We start from the raw sequence: 21805 nt of genomic DNA on the forward strand, positions 1-21805 counted from the left end.
AGGGAGAAAAAACATGAAACCAACGAAAGGTCAGCGGATTTTTGCAGTATTTAATTATATATTATTGACATTGCTTGCACTTTTATGTCTTCTTCCAATGTTGAATATTGTTGCACTATCATTTTCATCAAGAAATATGGTAAATGCAGGAGCAGTTACCTTCCTTCCGAAGGAGTTTACGATCAGTTCCTATCTTTATATGCTTCAAAAGAGTGGATTGATTCCGGCATTGTTAGTAACAGTAAAGAGACTTGTGCTTGGTGTGGTTTTAAATCTGATTATGACGATTTCTGTAGCTTATCCGTTATCAAAGAGTGAGAAACTTTTTAAGAGCCGCAAGTTCTATGTAGCTTTTTTCTTGATCACGATGATTTTCAATGGCGGTATCATTCCTACATATCTTGTGATTAAGCAGTTTCATATGCTGGATACCATATGGGCATTGATTCTTCCTAATTCAGTCACGATGTTTTATGTACTTCTGATGCTTAACTTCTTTAGAGGTATTCCAGATGAGATTGAGGAAGCAGCTGTTGTGGATGGAGCAGGCTGGCTGACAATTCTTTTAAAAATTTATTTGCCATTGTCACTGCCTTCTCTGGCAACGGTAACGTTGTTTATTATTGTAGGACATTGGAATGAGTGGTTTGATGGTATGATTTACAACAATCATACTGACAATTATCCGCTTATGACGTTTCTTCAATACCATGTATTAAATTTCAAAACTTCGGATCTTCGTCCAGAGCAGATTGCAGCAAACCCAGCTCTGGCAGATCTGGAGGGTCGTTCAATAAAGTCTGCGGGTATTGTATTATGTACCCTTCCAGTTTTGGTATTTTACCCATTCCTTCAGAAATATTTCGTTACTGGTATTACAGTGGGAAGCGTAAAGGGTTGATATGAGTTTGTATTAATTATGTAAAAATGTGTGGATACACATAAAATAAAGGAGGATTTTTAATATGAAGAAAAAGAATTTGTCCCTCATGTGTGCAGCAATGCTTGCAGCAACGGCAATTCCGGCAAATTTTGCAATGGCAGATGAGACAAAAGATGCAGAAAATTTAACAGAGTGGGCTATGGATGAGCCAGTTACGCTGACTGTCCTGAAAAACCAGAATCCGGCAACTGTAAATTATGCAGATGGTGAAGATCAGTATAATAACGTGTATTATAATGCATATCGCGATAATCTTGGAATTACACTTGATTTTCAGATTTGTGCAAGTGGAGATGAGTATAGCCAGAAGGTAACGCTTGCTATTGCATCAGATGATCTTCCAGATCTTTTATATTTGCCAGTAGCTGAATATTCGCAGTTAGCAGAAGCTGGAAAACTGGCACCGCTTGACGATGTGCTAGAGCAGTATGGATCAGAGCTGACAAAGAAAAATCTGAATTCAGACGGTGGAAAAATTTTGGAAGCAGCAAAGAGAAATGATGTTTTATATGGTATCCCTAGCGGTAATGCAGAGCGTATTCCAAGTCAGTTCCTTTGGATTCGCAAAGATTGGTTGGATAAGTTAGGCTTAGATGTTCCTAAGACACTTGATGATGTTGTTGAGGTTGCCCGCGCATTTAAGAATGATGATCCAGATGGCAATGGTGTTGATGATACATGGGGACTTGGTGTTTGTAATGAGATGTCTGATTATGCTGGATATGGAACAATAGAAGGTGTTGTCAATGCATTTGGAGGATCTATTCTTCAATATATGTGGATGCCAAATGATGACGGAACAGTATCCTATGAGCCAACATCACAGGAAACTAGAAATGCTCTTGAGAAGTTGGCAGCTATGTATTCCGAAGGTTTGATTAACGAAGAATTTGGTGTATCAGACACTGATGCAATTAGTGAGGCAGTTGCAGCAGGAACATGTGGACTGTTCTATGGAACAGATGGTATATCATGGGGAGCTGGCCGCGATGCGATTGCAAATAATAATGATTGTGGATGGATGGTTATCAATGCACCTTCAGTAGAAGGTGGAGATGCAACAGCATATTCCTATACAAATTTCGATTATGTTTATGCAGTAAATGCAAACTGTGAGCATCCAGAAGCATTGATTAAATTGATTAACTTTAACAATGACCGTATCAATAGTCCAGATGCAACACTTGACAGTCTGGAAGTATGGGGAGTAAATTCAAAAACTGGTATTAATCAGTGTGATTATACATATGCACTTCTTGATCCATATTTGAATAAGGCAATTGGATATAACACAACGATTGGACAGGTATTTGCAGGAGAATTAAAGCCAGAAGAGCTTATGCCAGAGGCATATCGTTACTATGTTGGTATTAAGCGTTACGTAGATGAAGGATATGACAAGACTGGAAGTGCAAATCCAGATGATTTGACGGCATTCCAGTATGCAATGTGTTGGGGACCGAAGTTTGGTTCATGGACACGTTATTCTGAGCTGCGTGATGCTGGAATGAAGATGAGTGTTTATACAGGTGCACCGACAAAGACAATGATGAAGCGTTGGTCTACACTTCTTGCATTACAGGATGAAACATTTGTAAAAATTATATCTGGAAGTCTTGGCATTGAAGCGTTTGATGATTTTGTAACTCAGTGGAACGAGCAGGGTGGATCTACTATTCAGGAAGAAATTGCTGAAATGTATATGAAGTAAAAATTATTCAGATTAATATAAAGTAAAATTGAATTGTAGGTCTGAATAGCTATTAAAATTTAAAAGTGGGCAGGAAGACGTTTTTCCTGCCCACTTGCAGATTACAGAAAGGGATTGTTTATATGCAGTTATTTTATACACCGGATCATGCGCGTGTGGGCGATGTGATTCCATATTATGAGAATGGAGAATTTAAGCTATTTTATTTAAAAAACTGGAATCCTTATTTTGGAAGTGATAAAACGTATGGATGGCATCTTTTGACGACAAAGGATCTGATTCATTATGAATCGGAGACGGCAATTGGGATTCTTGGAGGAACTGGCTGTATAATTAAGGTAGAGGGTTTGTATCATCTGTATTATTGTGTATTTGAGGATCAGCCACAGCGTCAATATGTGTGCCATGCTACAAGTACAGATTTGACAAACTGGACAAAATATCCAGATGAGACATTTGGACCAGATGAATCAATCTATTTGCTGACAGACTGGCGTGATCCGCACGTGATTTGGAATGAGGAAGAAAAATGCTGGTGGATGATTCTTTGTGCGCAGAATCAGGGAAATACAAAACGTCGTGGATGTGTAGGACTTTGTAAGTCTGCTGATCTTCATCATTGGACATGCTGTGAACCTCTATATGCACCGCAGTCAAGCATGTCTGCTTACGAGTGCCCAGATCTTTTTTATATGAATGGGTGGTGGTATCTTGTATTTTCACAGTTTACAGACCGTTTCCAAACACTTTACCGTATGAGTCGTTCATGCAATGGTCCATGGATTCGTCCCAAGACGGACTCCTTTGACGGACGTGCTTTTTATGCAGCAAAGACATGCAGTGACGGAGAGCATCGTTATATTTTTGGATGGAATCCAACAAGAACACAAAATACGTGGAATTTTGATCCAGATCCGACACATGAGGGGTATGATTATAAAACGTATGATTGGGGCGGAAGTTTGGTTCCACATGAAATTTATGCAAGAGAAGATGGAACATTGGCAGTTCGGTCAAATCCAGCACTGAAAAAGACTCTTACTGTTTCTAATGAAATAAAGTGGATTCCTTTGAATGGAGATTGGAAAGTGGATCAGACATCAGTAAACGTAGATTCTCCAATTGCATATGCGTCAATAATTAGTGAGAATGATGTGCCGCATCAGGGATGTTTGTCGCTTGATTTTACGTTTACACCTGGAACCGAGCGATTTGCAGTGGTACTTCAGGCAGATCAGGAATTTGCCAGAGGCTATTATTTTTATCTGGATCCTAAGCGTCAAAGAATCGAATACAAAAGTGCTATTCGTATGCATGAGCAGGGAGGATGGACATTCCAGTATGATGTGGAGCTAGAACGTCCTGTTGAATTAATTCCAAATCAGACATATTCGATGGAAATTTTTGTGGATGAATCTGTGATGGAAGTATATGTAAACGATGAAGTGGCAATGAGTGTTCGTGCCTATGATCTTCATGACAGAAAATTTGGTCTTGCTGTGTCAGACGGAGCAGTTAAATTTGAAAATGTAAAATTAACAACATTAGGAGAGTTATGATATGAGCTTATATTTTCGTCCGGAAAAGGGAGTATTGGGAGATGTGATCCCATTTTATGATAATGGTGTATTTAAACCGTTTTATCTGCGCAACTATCGAGGAAACCGAGATGCTAATCATCAGGACAGTTGGGTTATGTTAAGCACAACAGATCATGTTCATTTTACAGAGCATGATACGAAAATTGTTGGAGGAACGGGGTCTGTCATAAAGGTAGATGGAATATATCATATGTTTTTCTGTACATTTCAGGTAATGCCAGAAAAAAATTATATCAATCATGCAGTTAGTACTAATTTGGATACGTGGACAGAAATTCCAGAAGATCGTTTTGCATCCGACAATCAGATTTATGCCCCTGTGCATTGGAGAGATCCATTTGTTTTTTGGTGTGAAGAAGAAAACTGCTGGTGGATGATTTTTGCAGCGCAGAAACAGGGAATGACGACAAGAAGAGGCTGTGTTGGCCTTTGCAAATCAGACGATCTGCATCACTGGAGCTATTGTGATCCGATATATGCTCCTATGAATGCCCAGTGTGCATTTGAATGCCCAGATCTATTCAAGATGGGAGACTGGTATTATCTTGTATTTTCTTCCTATGCAGACCGTTATCAGACCTTATATAGGAAAAGTCGTAGTTTAAACGGACCATGGGAAACACCTGAGATAGATACCTTTGATACCCGCGCTTTTTATGCAGCAAAAACAGGTACAGATGGCGTTCACCGTTATGTGTATGGATGGAATCCAACACGCGAAAATAATGAGCATCATTTTGACCCACTTGGATATGATGGAAAGGATTGCAATACTTGGGACTGGGGTGGCAATCTAATCGTTCATGAATTATGGCAGGATGAAGACGGAGATTTGTTTGTTAAGCCAGTTCCTTCTGTTTTGGAAGCAGTTTCAGAAGAAGAAATCATTTCTATGAAGCCGCTGACTGGAGAGTGGAAATTAGCAGAAAATAGTGCCAGTGTAAATACACCATATGGATATAGTGCATTGTTGCTAAATCCATTAAATGAGACAAGTCGTCTTTCCTTTGATATTGAAACAACGGGGGAAGCTGCAAGTGTTGGTGTTGCTATTCATGTGGACGAATCTTTTGCGGTAGGTTACTATATTAATATTGACTTTGCTCGCAGTCGTATGGAATTTAAGTCAGGTGTGCGTATGACAGAGCGAGGCGGTCAGATGTTCCCATATGAGGTGGAATTGGAACGGCCGCTTTCATCAAAGACTGGTGAATGCTTCCATGTAGATGTGATTGTATCTGGTACCATATTAGAAGTCTATGTTGATAATAGGATTGCACTTGGAACGCGTATGTTTGACATTAAAGGTGGTAATTTTGGCTTGTATGCATCAGATGCAGAAGCTAATTTTATGAACATTCAGATATTTAAGAAAAAAATATAAAATTGTTTAAGATCCAGATGCGTTATTTCCTCATTTTATGCTATAATAGTGATACACAGTCATTTGAAGATATGAAACTGGAGGAAAAAACGGATGTTTGGACGTAAGAAAAATAATTTCTATCGTTATATGTTTCAGAAAAGCTTTATGCCGCTTTTTGCAATGCTTGTAGTAATTAGTATGGCATTTTTGATCTTTTTTCGTATCACAGTTGTGCGCGAGAAGCAAAAAGATCGCGAAAATGATCAGATAAGGCTTGAGATCTGTGTATCGTCTACAGAACTTCATATGAAGGAAATTGAAAAGTGGGGAAAGCAGTTACTAAACGGAGTAGATCTCCAGAAATTTGTTTATATGTATGATGATCTGGACCGCTATTCCCGCTTTTCGCTTCAAAATGAAATTTACGAGTCTGTCTATGATTTGTATTATAAAAATGAGCAGGTTGACAGTGTAGTGTTGTATATTCCGACAATGGGAAAAGTGATTACGGATCTTCATTGTCAGACATCAGTAAAGCCATGGATGGAGGAAATGGCAGAGGGGAAAGATCGTACCTGCTTGTTAGAAAACAATAAGGCGGCTACTTGTATTCATTGGGATGGTGATGGCGCAAGAGCAGTGCTTATTATCACTTGGAAAGATGCAGGTATTATGGAACAGATAGAAGCCATGTTTTTGGCGGGTGGAGATTCCATTGATTTTGTTTGGAAACCAGAAAAAGAACCAGATGAACAGATGATTTGTGCAGATTCCATATATTATCCGTTTCGTATGATCTACAAAGAGAGTAACGATGCAGAAATGAATCATTTTTTTGCTGTTATTGGATTAAGCAGTATATTGTTTATGTGTCTTTGCTTGATGATTGCAGTTATTAGTATTCAAACATGGAATCGTCAAATCTATAGACCACTGTATCAGCTGTTGATTGAGGCCTTTGATCATATGGAAAAAAATGATTTCAGCTATAGAATTGAGGTGCAGAATGAAAATGATTTTTTTCATTCCGTTTATGAAAAGTACAATCACATGGCAGAAACGATGCAACAATATATCGAGACGAATTTGCAGCAAAAGGTTCTTGTAAGTCAATCAAACTTGAAACAGCTTCAGTCGCAGATCAGTCCGCATTTTATGTATAACAGCTACTATGTTCTGTATCGGATGATTCGAAGAGGAGATCAAGAAAATAGTCTTCATCTTGCAGAATATCTGGGAAGTTTTTATCATTATATTACAAGAAATGCAGATGATGAAAAGCATCTGTCAGAAGAGATAGAACATGCAGAAAATTATGCCAGAATCCAGAAATACCGTTTTCGCGATAATTTACATGTAGAAATTGCCAAGCCAGATGAATGTATTGCTGATGTGTATGTGCCGCGGTTGATTCTTCAGCCAATCTTAGAAAATGCATTTAAATATGCATATGAAAGTGGAAATGGAGATCCAATGAGATTGGAACTTGGCTATGAGATTCGAAGTGATCGAGATTTTGATATTATAATAGAAAATAGTGGAGAAATTTCGGATGAGACTCTACAAAGCCTTAATGAGAAACTACAAAGTACAGATATGCAAATGGAAACAACGGCAATTATTAATATTAACAGAAGACTGAAATTGTATTTTGGAGATAAAAGTGGATTGTTGGTTGGGCGTTCGGAACTTGGAGGATTAAAGGTAATTGTACATGTATTTATGGGGGAGGAAACATCATGAGCATTCAGGCAGGAAGAACGATTAAAATAATAGTTGTAGATGATGAGCCAATTAGTGCGGATGATATGTCAGATGTAATTCGGGATGAATTTGGAAAAAGCATGAATGTAGATGTTCGTACGGCGTACAATGCTAAAAGTGTCATAAAGATGGTCGAAGAATCGCCTTGTGATATTTTGCTTTCAGATATACAAATGCCTGGTATGACAGGGCTGCAAATGGTAAGCATACTGAGAGAACAGTTTCCAGATATGCGAGTTCTGTTTCTGACCGGTTATGATGATTTTTCTTTTGCATACGAGGCCTTTCGGCAACATGCAGTTCAATATATTTTAAAAACAGAAGGTGATGAAGTAGTTCTGGCAGCTTTGAAGAAGGAAATAGATCGTTTGCGCGAAAATGAGAAAATTATGGAGCGCATTAATGATGCAGAAGAACGCTATACACAGATGTTGCCTGCATATAGAAGACAGTTGATTATGCAGCTGATGTTGAATCAAAAAGGGGAGTTAGATGAACTGGAAGAGCGAATGCTTGCAGGAGAATTGTATCTTGTGGTTGGGCTGCTTCAGGGAGATCATAACCACCATGTAAAAACAAAAATGATTACAGCAGGAGCAGTTTCCCAAATTGTTGCGGGATCATTTGGAAAAGAGCTTGCGTGGAGTGAATATTATTTATTCGATGATGTTTTGATTTGGGTATTTGATTTTGATACAAAGCAGTCTGTTTCCAAGACATTGTTCCATCTGATGAGAAAGGCCAGACAGCAGTTGGAGGAGCAGTTAAAGGTGACTATGTTTTTTATCGTCTCAGAAGAAGCAGTAAATGGATTGGATTTAAATGAGAAGTATGTTCAAATCAGAACTATGCTTACAAATGAGATTCTTCGCGGTTCTACAGGTGTTGCTATCCGTCATCAGGCTGATGTAGAGGGTAAAGAGGTAGAAAATGCAAAAAAAGTTTCTGAAATGAGAAGAAATCTGGAAAATATTCAACTTTTGGTGCGAAAGGGATCTATTGCAGAAGCAAAAAATGACATTAATGAAGTGATTGCCTATTTAACAACACATTCTCAGACAGAAAATTTGTTGGCAGTTGAGGCAGCGCAATCTTTGAATGCAGCAATTTTATCATATGTGAATCGAAATGGTATGATTTCTCTAATTGTAGAGGCAGAACATTCAGGTGCGATGGGCACAGTGGCTTATTTCAAAAAACTACAGGAACTTTTAGTGAATGAAGCTGAAAAAAGGATTGACAATACCGTGAAATCTGTGGCAGAATTGGTAGTGAAGTATATTAACAGTCATATCAGTGAAAATGTAAGTACATCAGTATTATCAGATGTAACTGGATATAGCTCAGGCTATCTTTCTAGGATTTTTCGCCAGGAAATTGGTATGAGTATTCATGATTATGTAGCTCAGACAAGAATGAATCTGGCTAAGGAAATGCTTGTGAATACTAATTTAAAAATCTACGAGGTCGCCAAAAATTGTGGATACGAAAATACGACTTATTTTATTAAGATTTTTCGCATCAGCACAGGGATCACGCCTCAGGATTATAGACTAAAGGGAAAGCATTGAGTGACTGAATATGTAAATGAATTTTTTGTGCAATGAAAGGAGACATTATGAAATTATACAGAATTAAGAATCGCCAAAGCTTTGGCTTTTCAGCTGAAAATCCGACTGGACAAAAAAATGGTGGTACAAAGGGTAAGGATTGTGAGAAATTAAGACCGTGTATTCAGATTGCTCCGGGAGAGACTGTTACGCTGTGTGATACAGATGGCCCTGGTATGATTACACACATTTGGTTTACCGGATATGTTGGCCATAGCTTTGTTATGCGTATTTACTGGGAAAATGAGGAATTTCCGTCTGTTGAAGCGCCTATCTCTGCATTTTTTGGCTGCGCATATGACGAAAATTTCAAGGATCGCGACGGCAACTACATTGTTTTAAATTCAGCGAAAATCCTCACAGCACCAGGACGTGGCTTTAACAGCTACTGGGAGATGCCATTTGCAAAGCACTGCCGCATCACTATGGAAAATCGTAGCAAGAAGGAAGAAACACTGTACTATATGATCTCTGGCTGGTACGGCGAGATTCCTCAGGATGCAGGCTATTTCCATGCTGCGTATCGTCAGGAGCATCCAGTTACGAAAGGACGCGCATATACAATTATTGATGGAATTGAAGGCAGAGGTTGCTTTGCAGGTGTGACACTCGCAACAGGTATGAATGGAAACAACACCTGTTGGGTAGAGGGCGAAGCAAAGATGTATATTGACGATGACCAGTATCCAAGCATGAATTATACTGGAACAGAGGATTATTTCTGTGGTTCATACGGTTTTGGAAATGATATCATTTTGAATCGTTACCAGACATTTAGCGGAATGTATACAGGACTTTTTGCTATCATGGGTGACAATCGCGAATTTTATAACGGACAGCAGCGCTTCTTGCTGTATCGCTTCCATGAGAAGGATCCGGTTTATTTCTCTAAGAATTTCAAGATGACAATCGACAACCTTGGATGGACAGGACCACGCTACGATGATTACACATCTGTTGCATACTGGTATCTGGAAAAACCATCGAAGCTCGCAAAGGAACTGCCAAGTGACGAAGAGATGGTTATGAAGTAATGAATCGACATATGCCCACGGTGAAAACCGTGGGCTGTTTTTTGCTGTCAAAAAAACACTAAATTTTTTTGTATACTATATTGCAATATAGAATAGTATGTGATATGATGCAGCTAACAGGAAAAAAGAAGGAGGTGTGAGCATGAATGCTCAGTTTAAAAAAGGAGCGCTTGAGTTGTGCGTGCTGTCGCAGCTGGCGCTTCGTGACCAGTACGGCTACGAGCTTACTGAAAATATTTCAAAGGAGATGAAGCTAGCGGCAGGTACGCTGTATCTGATCTTAAAGAGGTTGAGGGATGAGGAATATGTGGAGACATATCTTGTCGAGGCAGGGGAAGGACCAGCTAGAAAGTATTATCACCTCACGGTGAAGGGCTGGGCCTATCAGGAACAGTTAAAGAAAGAATGGTTTGATTTCACGGCAGCAGTTGAGCGGCTGATAGTGAGCAAAGAAAGTAATTAAATGGAAAATAGCAGCCGAGTTAATATACGATGCTGAGTATGAAGAAAGGTGGAAAATATTATGAAAAAGGACGAATTTTTTGCACAGCTGCGCAATGCATTTGCAGGGATGGATGAGGAATTGTTGACGGATATTCTCAGTGATTATGAGAATCATTTTAAGGAAGGTATGGAAAACGGAAAGAGTGAAGAGGAAATTTGTGAAGAGCTTGGAAATGTCGAGGAAATCCGTCAGGCATTCTTAGATGAAAATCCGGCTGCTATGACAATAAATGTCAATTCAAATTCGGACACAGTGGGTAATTCTGATATTTATAATCGTTTTTATCCAGGCATTCAGCGTGTCAATGCTCAGCTCACAGATGCCGATATTGAAATCAAAAAGAGCAGTACAAATGATGTAGAGCTGTCTGTAACTGGTGGGCTTGCAGATGATATGGAGGCATTAAAAGAGACGCTTCGTGTCAGTGCGTCTGTTGGAACACTTTCGATTCAGCAGGAAAAGAAAGCAGGGATAAGTGTTTCTTATGCTGCCTCACGTTTATTTGGCCTTAAGGTGGGGAAATATTCAGCAGGAATTGTTATTCATGTTGCAGTGCCAGAGCGGTTTGAAAAAATTAAGGTAAAGAGTATAAGTGGCGATATCAAAGCAAATAACAGCAATGCAAAGACTTTATTGATTCATACTGGAAGCGGTGACGTAGGAGTGGAAGATTGTCAGGCAGATGAACTTTTTGCATCAAGCATCAGCGGCGATGTGAATGTGATCGCATGCAAGGCAGATAAGATGGACGTTGTGAGTATAAGCGGAGACATAAAGGCCGAATTTGACAAGAGCGCGCAGTGCAGAGCAAAGAGTACCAGCGGTGATTGTAAGGTGACGATTGGAAATCAGGTAGATGCTGTAGTTTCGAGTACCAGCGGTGATGTAAACGTTCGCTACATTGGAGAAATTGGACTCGAAATGGCGCTTTCCAGTACGAGTGGTGATGTTTCTGCTGTCTGCGGAGGAATTAACAGTAAGGGAAAGAAAAAAGTGCAGGAGCGCTTTGGTGAGCCTGACAGTAAGTTAAAGGCATCTACCATATCTGGTGATATCAAGGTACGCGATTGTTAAGTCAGCGTTCACGGGATATTTTTTCGCCGCTAATTTAAGTATTGAATATGAACTGTAGTGATTCAACTACCACTTGATTTTTGACAAAAACACCTGCATTGAATTCAAGTATTGCGTAAGCTATAATACAACCATCCGTTGAGACAAGAAAGGAAAGACGCAGAGGAGGAGAATAGGATGAGCAACAGCAATGGAGTCCGAAATGGAACTGAGAAGAATCCATATACGAGTAGTCCATATACAAAAATCGGGGAGCGAATTGGACAGCTTCGCAAGCAGGCAGGCTTAAAACAGGAGGAGCTTGGACGCGCCGTGGGCGTAACCACGCAGGCGGTATCGCGATGGGAGTGCGGTGGCGCGCCGGACATCGAGCTTCTTCCGGCGATTGCTGATACGCTTCATGTATCAGTGGATGAGTTGTTTGGAAGAACACCAGTGGCACAGACGGATATAAAGGAGCTGTTTGACCGCACCTTGTATAGCTATCCGAAAAAAGACCGCATGAAGGCGGCGTGTGATCTGATGTGGAACATCCAAAAGGCGGTGCTTCGGTGCGAGGATTCAAATATAGACAGCGTTGCTGTGTCCAATATTCTTGATGCGGCAACTCAAAAGAACCAGAGAAAAACGACACAAAGTCAAGATGTGCAAAGCCAAAATAATGAGCATGACGAGCACAATGAGCATAAAAAGAAGGCATACAGCACAACAGAGGACTCGGATGCTAGTATTTCCACCAGTGGCCTTTATATTGAGACGGACAGCGGCTATATGAGCTATGGTTTTAACAACCTCGACTACATATTTTTGCTCTCACAGCCAGAGAACGGGTTTGAGTCGGTAATCAAGGATGCCGATTCGCTGCGCAGACTGTTTTTCTTACTCGTTAAGCCATATTGTCTGGAGGTCGTTGCGGCGTTGTATGCGAAAAAGCCAAACGAAAATGTCACAGGGCGTCTCTTAGCAAAGGAATTAAATGCCCCAGAGCCAGAAGTCATTGCTGTACTCGATGAGTTGTGCAAGTATCATCTGATTCGTAATCTTGAGATTACCGATACAAATGGAAAAATGCACATTTATTCGTATGAAAACAGTGCCGAGTGGGTGGCATTTCTCACCTTTGCAAGTATGCTTATGTATACAGAAAATGAGGCAAGATTGGCAGTCAATATGAGAAAACAATCTGCCTTTTCGGCACCAATTGGAAGCAAAAATCCGTTTGCATCGTGGAATGAGCGCAAGGATGATAATGAGCGCATTAACTTGTACCAGTCAGGAAACGAATGAAAAAAATGAATAGTTCAAAAGCAAATGGCAGAAATTGAATTGTCAAAAATCAGGTAGTGGGAGAAAAATAAAATGAAAACAAAGCAAAACAAAAAGAAAAACAGGGAATTTATACACCAATTATACTATAAAAATAGAATAAATTTCATCGTAACCATCATCTTAACGATTGCTATGAGCTCACTAAATCTGATGATCTCATGGCTGATTCAGCAGATCATGGACTGCACAGCAAATCAGGATATGCAGGCCCTTGTGCGCAGTGCATGGATTGTCATTATTGTCGTTGTTATTTACACAATAGCCAATGTAATGTATAGAGCAGTATATCCAAGATTTTTACAACGAGCCATGCAGCAGTACCGCGATTATGCATTTTCGCGGCTGACACAGAAAAGTTTGCGCTCTTTTTCAAAAGAAGGCACCGCACTTTACGTTTCCGCGCTGACAAATGACTGCACCTCAATCGAGAACAACTATTTAGCCGCAACTTTCACCCTGATTGAGCTTCTCTTTTGTTTTTTGGGTGCATTGATCATGATGCTTTATTATAGTCCGGTGATGTTAGTTCTTGCAGTTGCTTTGTCATTTCTGCCGGTGGCCGTCTCCATGACGGCAGGAAATCGCCTGACAGAGCAGGAAAAGGAAATTTCTAAAAAAAATGAGCGTTTTGTTTCAATTGTGAATGAGCTTCTGTCAGGCTTTCCAGTCATCAAAAGCTTTCGTGCAGAGACACAGGCAAGTCGTTTATTTTCACAGCGAAATGAGCAGGCAGAGGAGGCAAAGAAAAATAAGCGCCGTACCGAGCAACTGATATCACTTCTGGCAAATGATGCGGGAATCATTGCCCAGATGGGAATTTTTCTGGCAGGTGCATGGCTTGCAATTAGCGGCAAAGGAGTAACAGCTGGTGTTGTAATCGTATTTGTCCAGCTGATGAATTATATTTTAAATCCAATTAGTCAGGTTCCGCTTCTGTGGTCAAACAGAAAGGCTGCGATTGCACTGATGGAGAAATTGTCAGATGCATTATCGGAGAACGTGCGCGAAGAAGGAAGAGAAAAGCTTAATGGTTTTTCAGAAAAGATCGAAGTGAAGGATCTGACGTATGGATATGAGCCAGAGAGTCCTGTGTTAAAAGATCTGGATGTTCAGTTTGACGCAGGAAAGAGCTATGCAATTGTAGGAGGATCAGGAAGCGGAAAATCGACGCTTTTGAATCTTCTGATGGGAAGCAGCAGTAACTATCAGGGCGAGATTTGCATAGATGGTGTTTCAATTAAAAATATTGAAAGCGAATCGCTCTATCAGCTGATGACATCAGTGCAGCAAAATGTCTTTGTTTTTAATGATACCATAAGAAACAATGTCACTATGTTTCATGAATTTCCAGATAAAGAAGTCACATTAGCATTGGAGCGCTCCGGCTTGTCGGAGTTTATCGAAAAACGCGGTGAAGAATTTGTCTGCGGCGAAAATGGCGCGAATCTGTCAGGCGGTGAGCGTCAGCGAATCAGCATTGCAAGAGCGCTTCTTAGAAAATCACCAATACTTCTGGTTGACGAGGCAACTGCCGCACTTGATGCCGCCACTGCAAGAGCAGTCAGCTTTTCTATACTGAATCTGGTTGGAATGACAAGAATCGTCGTAACGCATCGCCTAGAGGAAGCGATTCTTCGCCGCTATGATAAAATCCTTGTCATGAAGAATGGAACAATCTGCGAGCAGGGAAATTTCGATACGCTTATGCAGCAAAAAGGACAATTTTATTCCCTGTTTCAGATTGCGCACTGAAGATAAATAACTCTTGGTTAAAATGTCAAATTCTCAGTTGCTATCTTGCAATATCCTTCCAAATGGAATATTATAAAATCAGTGAAATTACGAGCAAAGAAGGGAGAACAAAGAGGCATGGAAGTTCTTGTAGTTGTAGATATGCAAAACGATTTTATTGATGGGTCACTTGGCACTAAGGAGGCCGTTTCAATTGTGCCAAAGGTGGCAGATAAGATTAAGAACTTTAAGGGATTGGTTCTTGCAACAAGAGATACACATGAAGAAAATTACTTGAGTACGCAGGAAGGAACTAATCTTCCAGTGCAGCATTGCATCCGTGATACGAGAGGATGGGAGCTGAATGACGAGATCGCGTCACTGATCGATGGAAATCCGATTGACAAGCCTACCTTTGGAAGTGTGGAACTCGGAAAACGTCTTGTGGCACTTAATGAGCAGATGGGAATTGATAAGATCATATTTGTGGGACTTTGCACCGATATCTGTGTCATTTCCAATGCAATTTTAGTAAAGGCATTTTTGCCGGAGGTTCCGATTGAGGTAGATGCATCATGCTGCGCAGGTGTGACACCAGAGAGCCATGAGCGTGCGCTTCGGGCAATGGAGAGCTGTCAGATCACAATTGTATAGTGGTGAGTAAATGGAATAGGAAAAGGAGGTAGCGAGAATGGCATTGCCAAAGGAAGAAATTAAAACAATAGCTGATATTGAAGCGTTACCAGAGGGAACGCGCGCGGAACTAATCGACGGACGACTTTTTCTGGATACGGCACCAACAGTAACTCATCAAGCCATTGTCAATTTTTTAGTAACGGAGATCAACATTTATATTCGCTCTAAGGGCGGTAAATGCCGAGTTTTCCCATCTCCATTTGATGTGCAGCTTTCAGCCGATGATATTTACAACCTTGTTCAGCCAGATATATCCGTGATTTGTGATCGCGATAAATTAAGTAATGGAAAGCGCTGTATAGGTGCACCGGACTGGGTAATCGAGGTGGTGTCTCCATCCACAAAAGCGCAGGACTATATTATTAAAAGGGGTAAGTATCAGGCAGCTGGTGTTCGTGAATATTGGATTGTCGATCCGAGCAAAAAGAGAGTATCCATGTGCAATTTTGAAACACCAGATTATGAAGATTGTAATTTTAACGAATCTGCGAAAGTGGGCATTTATCCAGATTTGGTAATCAATTTTGCAGAAATGGATATATAAGCGCGGATGATGCAACAAACGATAGAGGAATCGTAATAGTATTCTATATGGGAGGAAAAAAGAAATGGAAAAAGAATTTGTATTCAAAAAAGGAAGTGTTGTCGTAGAGACAAATAAGGGAAAGGTACGTGGCTATGCTTACAATGGAGTGTCTGTGTTTAAGGGCATTCCGTATGCAAAGGCGAAGCGTTTCCATGCGCCAGAGCCGCTTGAGGCATGGGAAGGTGAACTTGATGCGACAAGCTTTGGCTATGTGTGTCCGCTTCTTGATATGCCAAAGCCAGCTGGTGAGGTGTTTGTACCGCATCGCTACTGGGTTATGGATGAGGATTGTTTGAATCTAAATATTTGGACACCATCATGTGATGAAAAGAAGCGCCCTGTTTTAGTATGGTTTCATGGCGGCGGCTTTGAAGCCGGTTCTTCAATTGAGCACATCGCGTATGAGGGCGAAAATATGAGCCGCAGAGGTGATGCAGTTGTTGTATCAATCAATCACCGCTTAAATGTGCTTGGATATTTTGATCTGTCTGCATTTGGATCAGAGTATGCCAATTCAGGAAATGCCGGAATGGATGATATCATTGCGTCACTAAAATGGGTGCAGGAAAATATTGAGAAATTTGGCGGAGATCCAAAGAATGTTACAGTATTTGGTCAGTCAGGCGGCGGCGCAAAGGTGACAACGCTTCTTCAGATGCCGGCAGCAGATGGACTTTTTGCAAAGGGCATTAACATGAGTGGTGTAATTAATGATTTGATGCCAAAACGTGGACAGAGCGGAAAAGAAATCGCAGAGGCTGTTATGGAAGAGCTTGGTGTAAGCAGTGTAAAAGAACTTGAAAAGGTACCATATGCACAGCTTGCAGCCGCTTATTTAAAGGTGCGTCCAACATTTCAGGCACAGGGAAAATATAGCGGCGGTGCCCCGATCCCGAATGAATTTTATGTGGGCGATCCAAGCGATGTAGGTTTTCGTAAGGAAAGCAGTAATGTTGCACTTATGGTTGGAAGTGTATTTGGCGAGTTCTTCACATTTGCACCGATGCCGTTTGACAGAAACCACATGACAAAAGAAGAAGGTGAAAAGGTCGTTGAAAAGGTAATGGGAGAAAAGGCGGCATCAGAGCTTCTTCCACTATTTGAAAAAGCATATCCGACACATAATCCTGTCGATCTGACTGTGCTTGACAGCATTGTTCGTGTACCGCTTCTTGACTATGTAAAAGAGCGCAGCAAAATGAACGCACAGACATATTCATATATGTTTGATCTTGAACTGCCGCTTGATGGCGGCTGGGTTCCGTGGCATTGTGCAGATATCCCGTATGTCTTTGCAAACACATCATTCACGCCATATACACAGGAAGCAGGCGTTACAGAGCGCATCGAGACAGAGATTTTTGACAGTGTTATGTCATTTGCGCGCACAGGTGATCCAAACAACAGCGCAATTCCGAATTGGCCGGCGTGCACACCAGATCATATCTATACGCTTGTGACTTCAAAGAATACGCGTGTTGAGTGTAATTATGATGATGAGCTTATGAAGGTTATTCCAAAGTATCGTCCTACTGATTTGCGCAACCATAGCGAAGAAGAAGGACAGATTCAGCATTGATTTAAATAGGCAGGCCGTGATGGCCTGCCTTCTATTATTTTTCCAGCGCATTTTTAAGAATTTGCAGTTCATCATAGTACAGACAGTATCCTGGCGCGTTATTTTTAACATCTTCCATCAGTTGATTTAGATCAAACCATTTTGCTGACTGGATTTCTGACTCCTGCAGCACAAGATCGTTGATCTGCACAGGTTTTGTGTAGAGATACAGTGTACTAAATTCATGATTGTGAAACGGCTTTCCATAAAAGATACTGTGGCTATTTCCTTCATGTGTGCCAATAGGAATAAGATCGCTAGGTGAAGCCTTGATTCCAAGTTCTTCTGAGAGTTCACGAATCGCAGAATCAAGGACAGAGCTTCCTGCTGGAACATGACCGGCAGACGAGATGTCATAGCAGTCCGGGAAAGAATCCTTGTCGTGGCTTCGCTTTTGGAGAAGCAATTCATAGGCAGGATTATTTTGTGAAGTGCCGGCTTGTGTGTCAGAAGCGATTCCATCCTTTGCATCAACAGGACGCACAATCCACACATGACCAGTTCTGTGCGGTGTATCAAGAAGATGGCACAAAGAACGCTCCCTTGTCAGTCCTGTCGGTACACCGTTTTCATCTAGGATATCGAAAAGCTCAAGCTTTTTGCCATTTAGATTTGCGTCAATAAGGCGGTGCTCATTTACCTGATCATAAGTGAGTTTCAATGAAAAGAAAGGTGCATCTTCCAGCAACAGCTTAAAAAAGATAAGATCCCCTTCAAACAAATTTAGCGTCAGCAATTTATCCTTTGGAACCCACTTAAGCTCGCCTTCATTACAGGAGGTCATTTCACCTTCAAAGCCATCAGCCGTATAGAGGCAGACATATTCGCATATATTGCGGTAAACAAATGTCAGAATACCGCGCATTTTGTAGGAAGTCAGTGTGAGTCCGGTTTCTTCCTTAACTTCGCGCAGCAGACAATCATCAGGACTTTCATTTTCTTCAAAGTGACCGCCAACACCAATCCACATATCTTTATTAAAATCATGTTCCTTTTTTGTGCGATGCAGCATCAGATAATGATCGTCGCGCTCTAAATAGCAAAGTGTAGTAAATTCCATAGCATTTTGTCCTTTCAACCTGTGTTTCGTTTATCGTAGCACAGATCACAAGATACAGCAATAAGAGTGTCGAAATACGCGATTGAAATTAGTTGAAGATTTTGTCGAAACCTAGTAGGATAAAACTGCACGAAAAGTGCAGAATTGTTGAACGAGGAAACTGCGAAAGACTAGAAAAGTGAAAGAATACTTTACGCGAATGAATAATGAAGGGAGAAACCATGACGCAGGATGAAAAAATATATAAAGAAACAGCAAAGGCGCTGATAGGATATTACTCATGGCATATGGATGAGCTCTTAGAGCTTTACAATGCGATGGGGCAAACGCATGAGAAGGATTTATCTAAGCTCCATCTTAAGATAGAGGGCGATGGAGCGTATATCTGGATGGATGGACTTCATAATTATTTCATCAAACTGTAAGATTACGGTAATGGAAATTTCCTCACAGTTGTGATAGAATAAAAAAAGCAAGCAGATGGGAAACCGGACTGCATTCATGGAAAATAGTGGCATACAAAAAAACTGTTATGCGACATTTCAGAACTGTGAGGAAGCAAAATGAATTTAATGACATTATTAAAACCAAAGGGAGAGATTGAGTATCTTCACAAGGAGGATACGCTGCGTCAGGGACTTGAGCGTATGAGAATATATGGCTACACTGCGCTGCCGGTTATCGATGAGGATGGCTGTTATGCCGGATCGGTAAACGAGGGCGATTTTTTATGGTATATGTTAACATATCACAAATGTGACATGCAGGAGCTGGAGAGCTTTCAAATCAAAGAGATTATCCGTAAGGACTGGATGCCGCCAGTATATGTGTATGCGACAATAGATGAGATGATTGAGCGTGCATCCAATCAAAATTATGTACCAGTTGTAGATGATCGCAATGTTTTCATTGGCATCATTACAAGACGTGATATTATTAACGCATTCCGTCGCCAGCAGGATCAGCAGGCAAATCAAAATGAGGGAATAAAGGTACAAACAGAAAGGATAATGCATGTGGTATGAGAAAGATATTACTTATTGGAACGGGCGGAACAATCGCCTGCGGACACAGTGAGGACGGATTAAAACCGCTTCTTACGCCAGAGCAGCTTCTGTCGTATGTGCAGGATTCAAAGGAATTTTGTGAAACGGACACTATTCAGCTGATGAATCTTGACAGTACAAACATCGAACCAAAGCATTGGCTTGCTATGGCAGCCTGCATTGAAGCACATTATGACGAGTATGATGGTTTTGTCATTTGTCATGGAACGGACACGATGGCATTTACGGCGGCAGCACTCTCTTATCTGATTCAGCATTCACCAAAGCCGATTGTTATTACAGGAGCACAGCATCCAATAGACTTAGAGGATACTGATGCGAGAGTAAATCTTATGGATAGTCTCAGGTTTGCAGCAAACGAAAAGGCACATGATGTATGTGTTGTATTTGATGGGAAAATTATTGCTGGAACACGTGCAAAGAAGGAGCACAGCAAGAGCTATAATGCATTTGCAAGTGTCAATTATCCATATCTTGGCATGATTAGTGACGGACGTGTTCTTTTGTATTTTGAAGAGCCAAAAGAGATGGGACCGGTACAGTTTTATCATGATATGACTGCATCAGTAGGATTAGTTAAGCTGGTGCCGTCTATGCCTGCTGATATTCTTGATTATGTGGCAGGACGATGTGATGCTGTAATCATCGAGGCATTTGGTGTCGGTGGTCTTCCTGTTTACGAGCATGGAAGCTTTTTCGATGTGGTACATAAGTGGACACGTGAGGGAAAGGTGTTTGTCATGGCTACGCAGGTTGCCAGAGAAGGCAGCAATCTTGCTGTATATGAGGTTGGAAAGAAGGTAAAGGAAGAGGCAGGTGTCATGGAGGCATATGATATGACACTAGAAGCTGTTCTAACAAAGCTTATGTGGATTTTGCCGCAGACAAAGGACGCAGGACAGGTGAAGAGATTGCTAGGACAATGCATTAACAGAGATATTCTTTGGACGCGCAAATAAAAATGATCTGGCATGATATTACCTTATGTTTCATAGGATAGCATAGGCGGTCCGGGAGACAGCCGGAAAGGCGTAGGTAATTCTATGAATGATTGGGGAATGTCGGTACTTAGTCAGTATCCTGTGACAGTTCGTGCAACGCGAAAGGTACGGGGCGCACTTTTATGTGATACAAAAGAAGGACTGTATCTGCTTTCAGAATACCGTGGAAAACAAGCACGGTTAGAGGCAGAGGCGGCCCTTCTTTTATATCTGGCGGAAAATGGAATGGTGCACACAGACCAGATCATAAAAAATGAGAAGGAAGAACTGCTCTCTAAAAATGAAGAAGGCACAGGTTATGTGTTAAAAATGTGGTATCCATGGCCAGAATGCAGTGTAAGCAGTATTGGTGATCTCGTACAGGCTGTGAATAGTCTTGCGCGGCTGCATGTTTCTATGAGGCGCATGCCAAAGCACCTGCTTATAAAACAGGAGAAAGTGCAGTCTGAAGAAAGCAAACAGGATATAACAGAAGGCAATGCTGTCACAAATACACATAAAGAAAGGCAGAGTCTGGCCTGTCAATATGAAAAGCACAATCGTGAGCTTCGCCGTGTGCGTGCCTATCTGCATCGTAAAAAGAAAAAATCAGTGCTTGAGCAGTTCATCCAAAAAAGCCTTGATGAAATGTATAATCAGGCAGACATTGCAGTGCGTGCAATGATGGACGGCGAACTTTATGAGGTGGAGGAACAGGCGAAAAAAGAAGGCCATCTGATACATGGCGCGTATCATCAGCACAATGTACTTATTGGTCAGGGGCAGACGGCAGCAGTAAATTTTGAACAGTTTCGTGTGGGCTGCCAGATTTGTGATCTGTATCAGTTTATTAGAAAAATCATGGAAAAGCATAACTGGAATCAGGAGCTTGGAATGAGGCTGATTCGCGAATATAACAGAGTCCAAAACATGTCACAAAAAGAAATAAGCCTATTAGGATTTATGATTGCATACCCGGAAAAATATTGGAAACAGGTAAATTTCTATTTTAATAACAGCAAATCGTGGATTTCTGAGAAGAATATCGAGAAAATAAAAAAGGCAGTGGAACAAAATAGTGTACGCACTGCCTTTGCTGATTGTCTGCTGCAGAAGCAGCTGTAAAAGTT

19 protein-coding genes are annotated in these 21805 nt (G+C 40.9%); 18 read left to right on the plus strand and 1 reads right to left on the minus strand.

Annotated features, from left to right (window positions below; translation table 11 throughout):
• The first annotated feature begins 13 nt into the window (after positions 1-13).
• The 14 genes from LKD48_RS03515 (at position 14) to LKD48_RS03580 (ending at position 17529) form a co-directional block, all read left to right on the plus strand.
• Complete coding sequence (locus LKD48_RS03515) at positions 14-901, plus strand: carbohydrate ABC transporter permease (RefSeq protein ID WP_066557198.1); 888 nt, start codon at positions 14-16, stop codon at positions 899-901.
• Positions 902-965: 64 nt separating this feature from the next.
• The gene (locus LKD48_RS03520) at positions 966-2654 is read left to right on the plus strand and encodes an extracellular solute-binding protein (RefSeq protein WP_227101443.1); all 1689 of its coding nucleotides are present in this window, start codon (positions 966-968) and stop codon (positions 2652-2654) included.
• A 122-nt stretch (positions 2655-2776) separates the two neighbouring features.
• Positions 2777-4213 carry a GH32 C-terminal domain-containing protein gene (locus tag LKD48_RS03525; RefSeq protein WP_308731208.1) on the plus strand — a complete coding sequence of 479 codons (1437 nt, stop codon included), beginning with the start codon at positions 2777-2779 and terminating at the stop codon, positions 4211-4213.
• Position 4214: 1 nt separating this feature from the next.
• A complete protein-coding gene (locus LKD48_RS03530; protein ID WP_227101439.1) occupies positions 4215-5639 on the plus strand; it encodes a glycoside hydrolase family 32 protein in 1425 nt (474 codons plus the stop codon).
• Positions 5640-5732: 93 nt separating this feature from the next.
• Positions 5733-7364 carry a sensor histidine kinase gene (locus LKD48_RS03535; RefSeq protein ID WP_308731209.1) on the plus strand — a complete coding sequence of 544 codons (1632 nt, stop codon included), beginning with the start codon at positions 5733-5735 and terminating at the stop codon, positions 7362-7364.
• On the plus strand, positions 7361-8956 hold the full coding sequence (locus tag LKD48_RS03540) for a response regulator transcription factor (RefSeq protein ID WP_308731210.1): 1596 nt from the start codon (positions 7361-7363) through the stop codon (positions 8954-8956). Before LKD48_RS03535 ends, LKD48_RS03540 begins: the two co-directional genes overlap by 4 nt.
• A 47-nt stretch (positions 8957-9003) precedes the next feature.
• Entirely contained in the window at positions 9004-10029 is a 1026-nt protein-coding gene (locus tag LKD48_RS03545; protein WP_308731211.1) for a glycoside hydrolase family 172 protein, read from the plus strand.
• A 142-nt stretch (positions 10030-10171) separates the two neighbouring features.
• Positions 10172-10492 (plus strand): PadR family transcriptional regulator, encoded by a 321-nt coding sequence (locus LKD48_RS03550; RefSeq protein WP_308731212.1) that lies wholly within the window; start codon positions 10172-10174, stop codon positions 10490-10492.
• Positions 10493-10552: 60 nt separating this feature from the next.
• The gene (locus LKD48_RS03555; RefSeq protein WP_308731213.1) at positions 10553-11608 is read left to right on the plus strand and encodes a DUF4097 family beta strand repeat-containing protein; all 1056 of its coding nucleotides are present in this window, start codon (positions 10553-10555) and stop codon (positions 11606-11608) included.
• A gap of 177 nt (positions 11609-11785) precedes the next feature.
• A complete protein-coding gene (locus LKD48_RS03560; protein WP_066557175.1) occupies positions 11786-12895 on the plus strand; it encodes a helix-turn-helix domain-containing protein in 1110 nt (369 codons plus the stop codon).
• Between the two features lie 72 nt (positions 12896-12967).
• The gene (locus LKD48_RS03565; protein WP_066557172.1) at positions 12968-14689 is read left to right on the plus strand and encodes an ABC transporter ATP-binding protein; all 1722 of its coding nucleotides are present in this window, start codon (positions 12968-12970) and stop codon (positions 14687-14689) included.
• Between the two features lie 117 nt (positions 14690-14806).
• Positions 14807-15322, plus strand: coding sequence for a cysteine hydrolase family protein (locus LKD48_RS03570; protein ID WP_066557164.1), 516 nt, complete (start codon positions 14807-14809; stop codon positions 15320-15322).
• Positions 15323-15359: 37 nt separating this feature from the next.
• Entirely contained in the window at positions 15360-15908 is a 549-nt protein-coding gene (locus tag LKD48_RS03575) for a Uma2 family endonuclease (protein WP_066557156.1), read from the plus strand.
• Positions 15909-15972: 64 nt separating this feature from the next.
• Positions 15973-17529 (plus strand): carboxylesterase/lipase family protein, encoded by a 1557-nt coding sequence (locus tag LKD48_RS03580; RefSeq protein ID WP_308731214.1) that lies wholly within the window; start codon positions 15973-15975, stop codon positions 17527-17529.
• Positions 17530-17563: 34 nt separating this feature from the next.
• Here LKD48_RS03580 and LKD48_RS03585 read toward each other — a convergent pair whose 3' ends face one another.
• Positions 17564-18628 (minus strand): NUDIX domain-containing protein, encoded by a 1065-nt coding sequence (locus tag LKD48_RS03585; RefSeq protein ID WP_308731215.1) that lies wholly within the window; start codon positions 18626-18628, stop codon positions 17564-17566.
• A 221-nt stretch (positions 18629-18849) separates the two neighbouring features.
• On the opposite strand from LKD48_RS03585, the gene LKD48_RS03590 reads away from it, so the two are divergent.
• From LKD48_RS03590 to LKD48_RS03605, 4 genes are all read left to right on the plus strand, one after another.
• Entirely contained in the window at positions 18850-19053 is a 204-nt protein-coding gene (locus tag LKD48_RS03590) for a hypothetical protein (RefSeq protein ID WP_308731216.1), read from the plus strand.
• 138 nt (positions 19054-19191) lie between these two features.
• Positions 19192-19653, plus strand: coding sequence for a CBS domain-containing protein (locus LKD48_RS03595; RefSeq protein ID WP_118611962.1), 462 nt, complete (start codon positions 19192-19194; stop codon positions 19651-19653).
• On the plus strand, positions 19650-20654 hold the full coding sequence (locus tag LKD48_RS03600) for an asparaginase (RefSeq protein WP_308731217.1): 1005 nt from the start codon (positions 19650-19652) through the stop codon (positions 20652-20654). Before LKD48_RS03595 ends, LKD48_RS03600 begins: the two co-directional genes overlap by 4 nt.
• 84 nt (positions 20655-20738) lie before the next feature.
• The gene (locus LKD48_RS03605) at positions 20739-21800 is read left to right on the plus strand and encodes a phosphotransferase (RefSeq protein ID WP_308731218.1); all 1062 of its coding nucleotides are present in this window, start codon (positions 20739-20741) and stop codon (positions 21798-21800) included.
• Positions 21801-21805 lie beyond the last annotated feature (5 nt).

This window comes from Anthropogastromicrobium aceti, from assembly GCF_020687335.1.
GTDB lineage: Bacteria > Bacillota > Clostridia > Lachnospirales > Lachnospiraceae > Anthropogastromicrobium > Anthropogastromicrobium aceti.

Bases quoted from the DNA above. Each gene is read 5' to 3' on its own strand.
- LKD48_RS03515 (WP_066557198.1), top strand. From the start codon at position 14: ATGAAACCAACGAAAGGTCAGCGGATTTTTGCAGTATTTAATTATATA.
- LKD48_RS03520 (WP_227101443.1), top strand. From the start codon at position 966: ATGAAGAAAAAGAATTTGTCCCTCATGTGTGCAGCAATGCTTGCAGCA.
- LKD48_RS03525 (WP_308731208.1), top strand. From the start codon at position 2,777: ATGCAGTTATTTTATACACCGGATCATGCGCGTGTGGGCGATGTGATT.
- LKD48_RS03530 (WP_227101439.1), top strand. From the start codon at position 4,215: ATGAGCTTATATTTTCGTCCGGAAAAGGGAGTATTGGGAGATGTGATC.
- LKD48_RS03535 (WP_308731209.1), top strand. From the start codon at position 5,733: ATGTTTGGACGTAAGAAAAATAATTTCTATCGTTATATGTTTCAGAAA.
- LKD48_RS03540 (WP_308731210.1), top strand. From the start codon at position 7,361: ATGAGCATTCAGGCAGGAAGAACGATTAAAATAATAGTTGTAGATGAT.
- LKD48_RS03545 (WP_308731211.1), top strand. From the start codon at position 9,004: ATGAAATTATACAGAATTAAGAATCGCCAAAGCTTTGGCTTTTCAGCT.
- LKD48_RS03550 (WP_308731212.1), top strand. From the start codon at position 10,172: ATGAATGCTCAGTTTAAAAAAGGAGCGCTTGAGTTGTGCGTGCTGTCG.
- LKD48_RS03555 (WP_308731213.1), top strand. From the start codon at position 10,553: ATGAAAAAGGACGAATTTTTTGCACAGCTGCGCAATGCATTTGCAGGG.
- LKD48_RS03560 (WP_066557175.1), top strand. From the start codon at position 11,786: ATGAGCAACAGCAATGGAGTCCGAAATGGAACTGAGAAGAATCCATAT.
- LKD48_RS03565 (WP_066557172.1), top strand. From the start codon at position 12,968: ATGAAAACAAAGCAAAACAAAAAGAAAAACAGGGAATTTATACACCAA.
- LKD48_RS03570 (WP_066557164.1), top strand. From the start codon at position 14,807: ATGGAAGTTCTTGTAGTTGTAGATATGCAAAACGATTTTATTGATGGG.
- LKD48_RS03575 (WP_066557156.1), top strand. From the start codon at position 15,360: ATGGCATTGCCAAAGGAAGAAATTAAAACAATAGCTGATATTGAAGCG.
- LKD48_RS03580 (WP_308731214.1), top strand. From the start codon at position 15,973: ATGGAAAAAGAATTTGTATTCAAAAAAGGAAGTGTTGTCGTAGAGACA.
- LKD48_RS03585 (WP_308731215.1), bottom strand. From the start codon at position 18,628: ATGGAATTTACTACACTTTGCTATTTAGAGCGCGACGATCATTATCTG.
- LKD48_RS03590 (WP_308731216.1), top strand. From the start codon at position 18,850: ATGACGCAGGATGAAAAAATATATAAAGAAACAGCAAAGGCGCTGATA.
- LKD48_RS03595 (WP_118611962.1), top strand. From the start codon at position 19,192: ATGAATTTAATGACATTATTAAAACCAAAGGGAGAGATTGAGTATCTT.
- LKD48_RS03600 (WP_308731217.1), top strand. From the start codon at position 19,650: ATGAGAAAGATATTACTTATTGGAACGGGCGGAACAATCGCCTGCGGA.
- LKD48_RS03605 (WP_308731218.1), top strand. From the start codon at position 20,739: ATGAATGATTGGGGAATGTCGGTACTTAGTCAGTATCCTGTGACAGTT.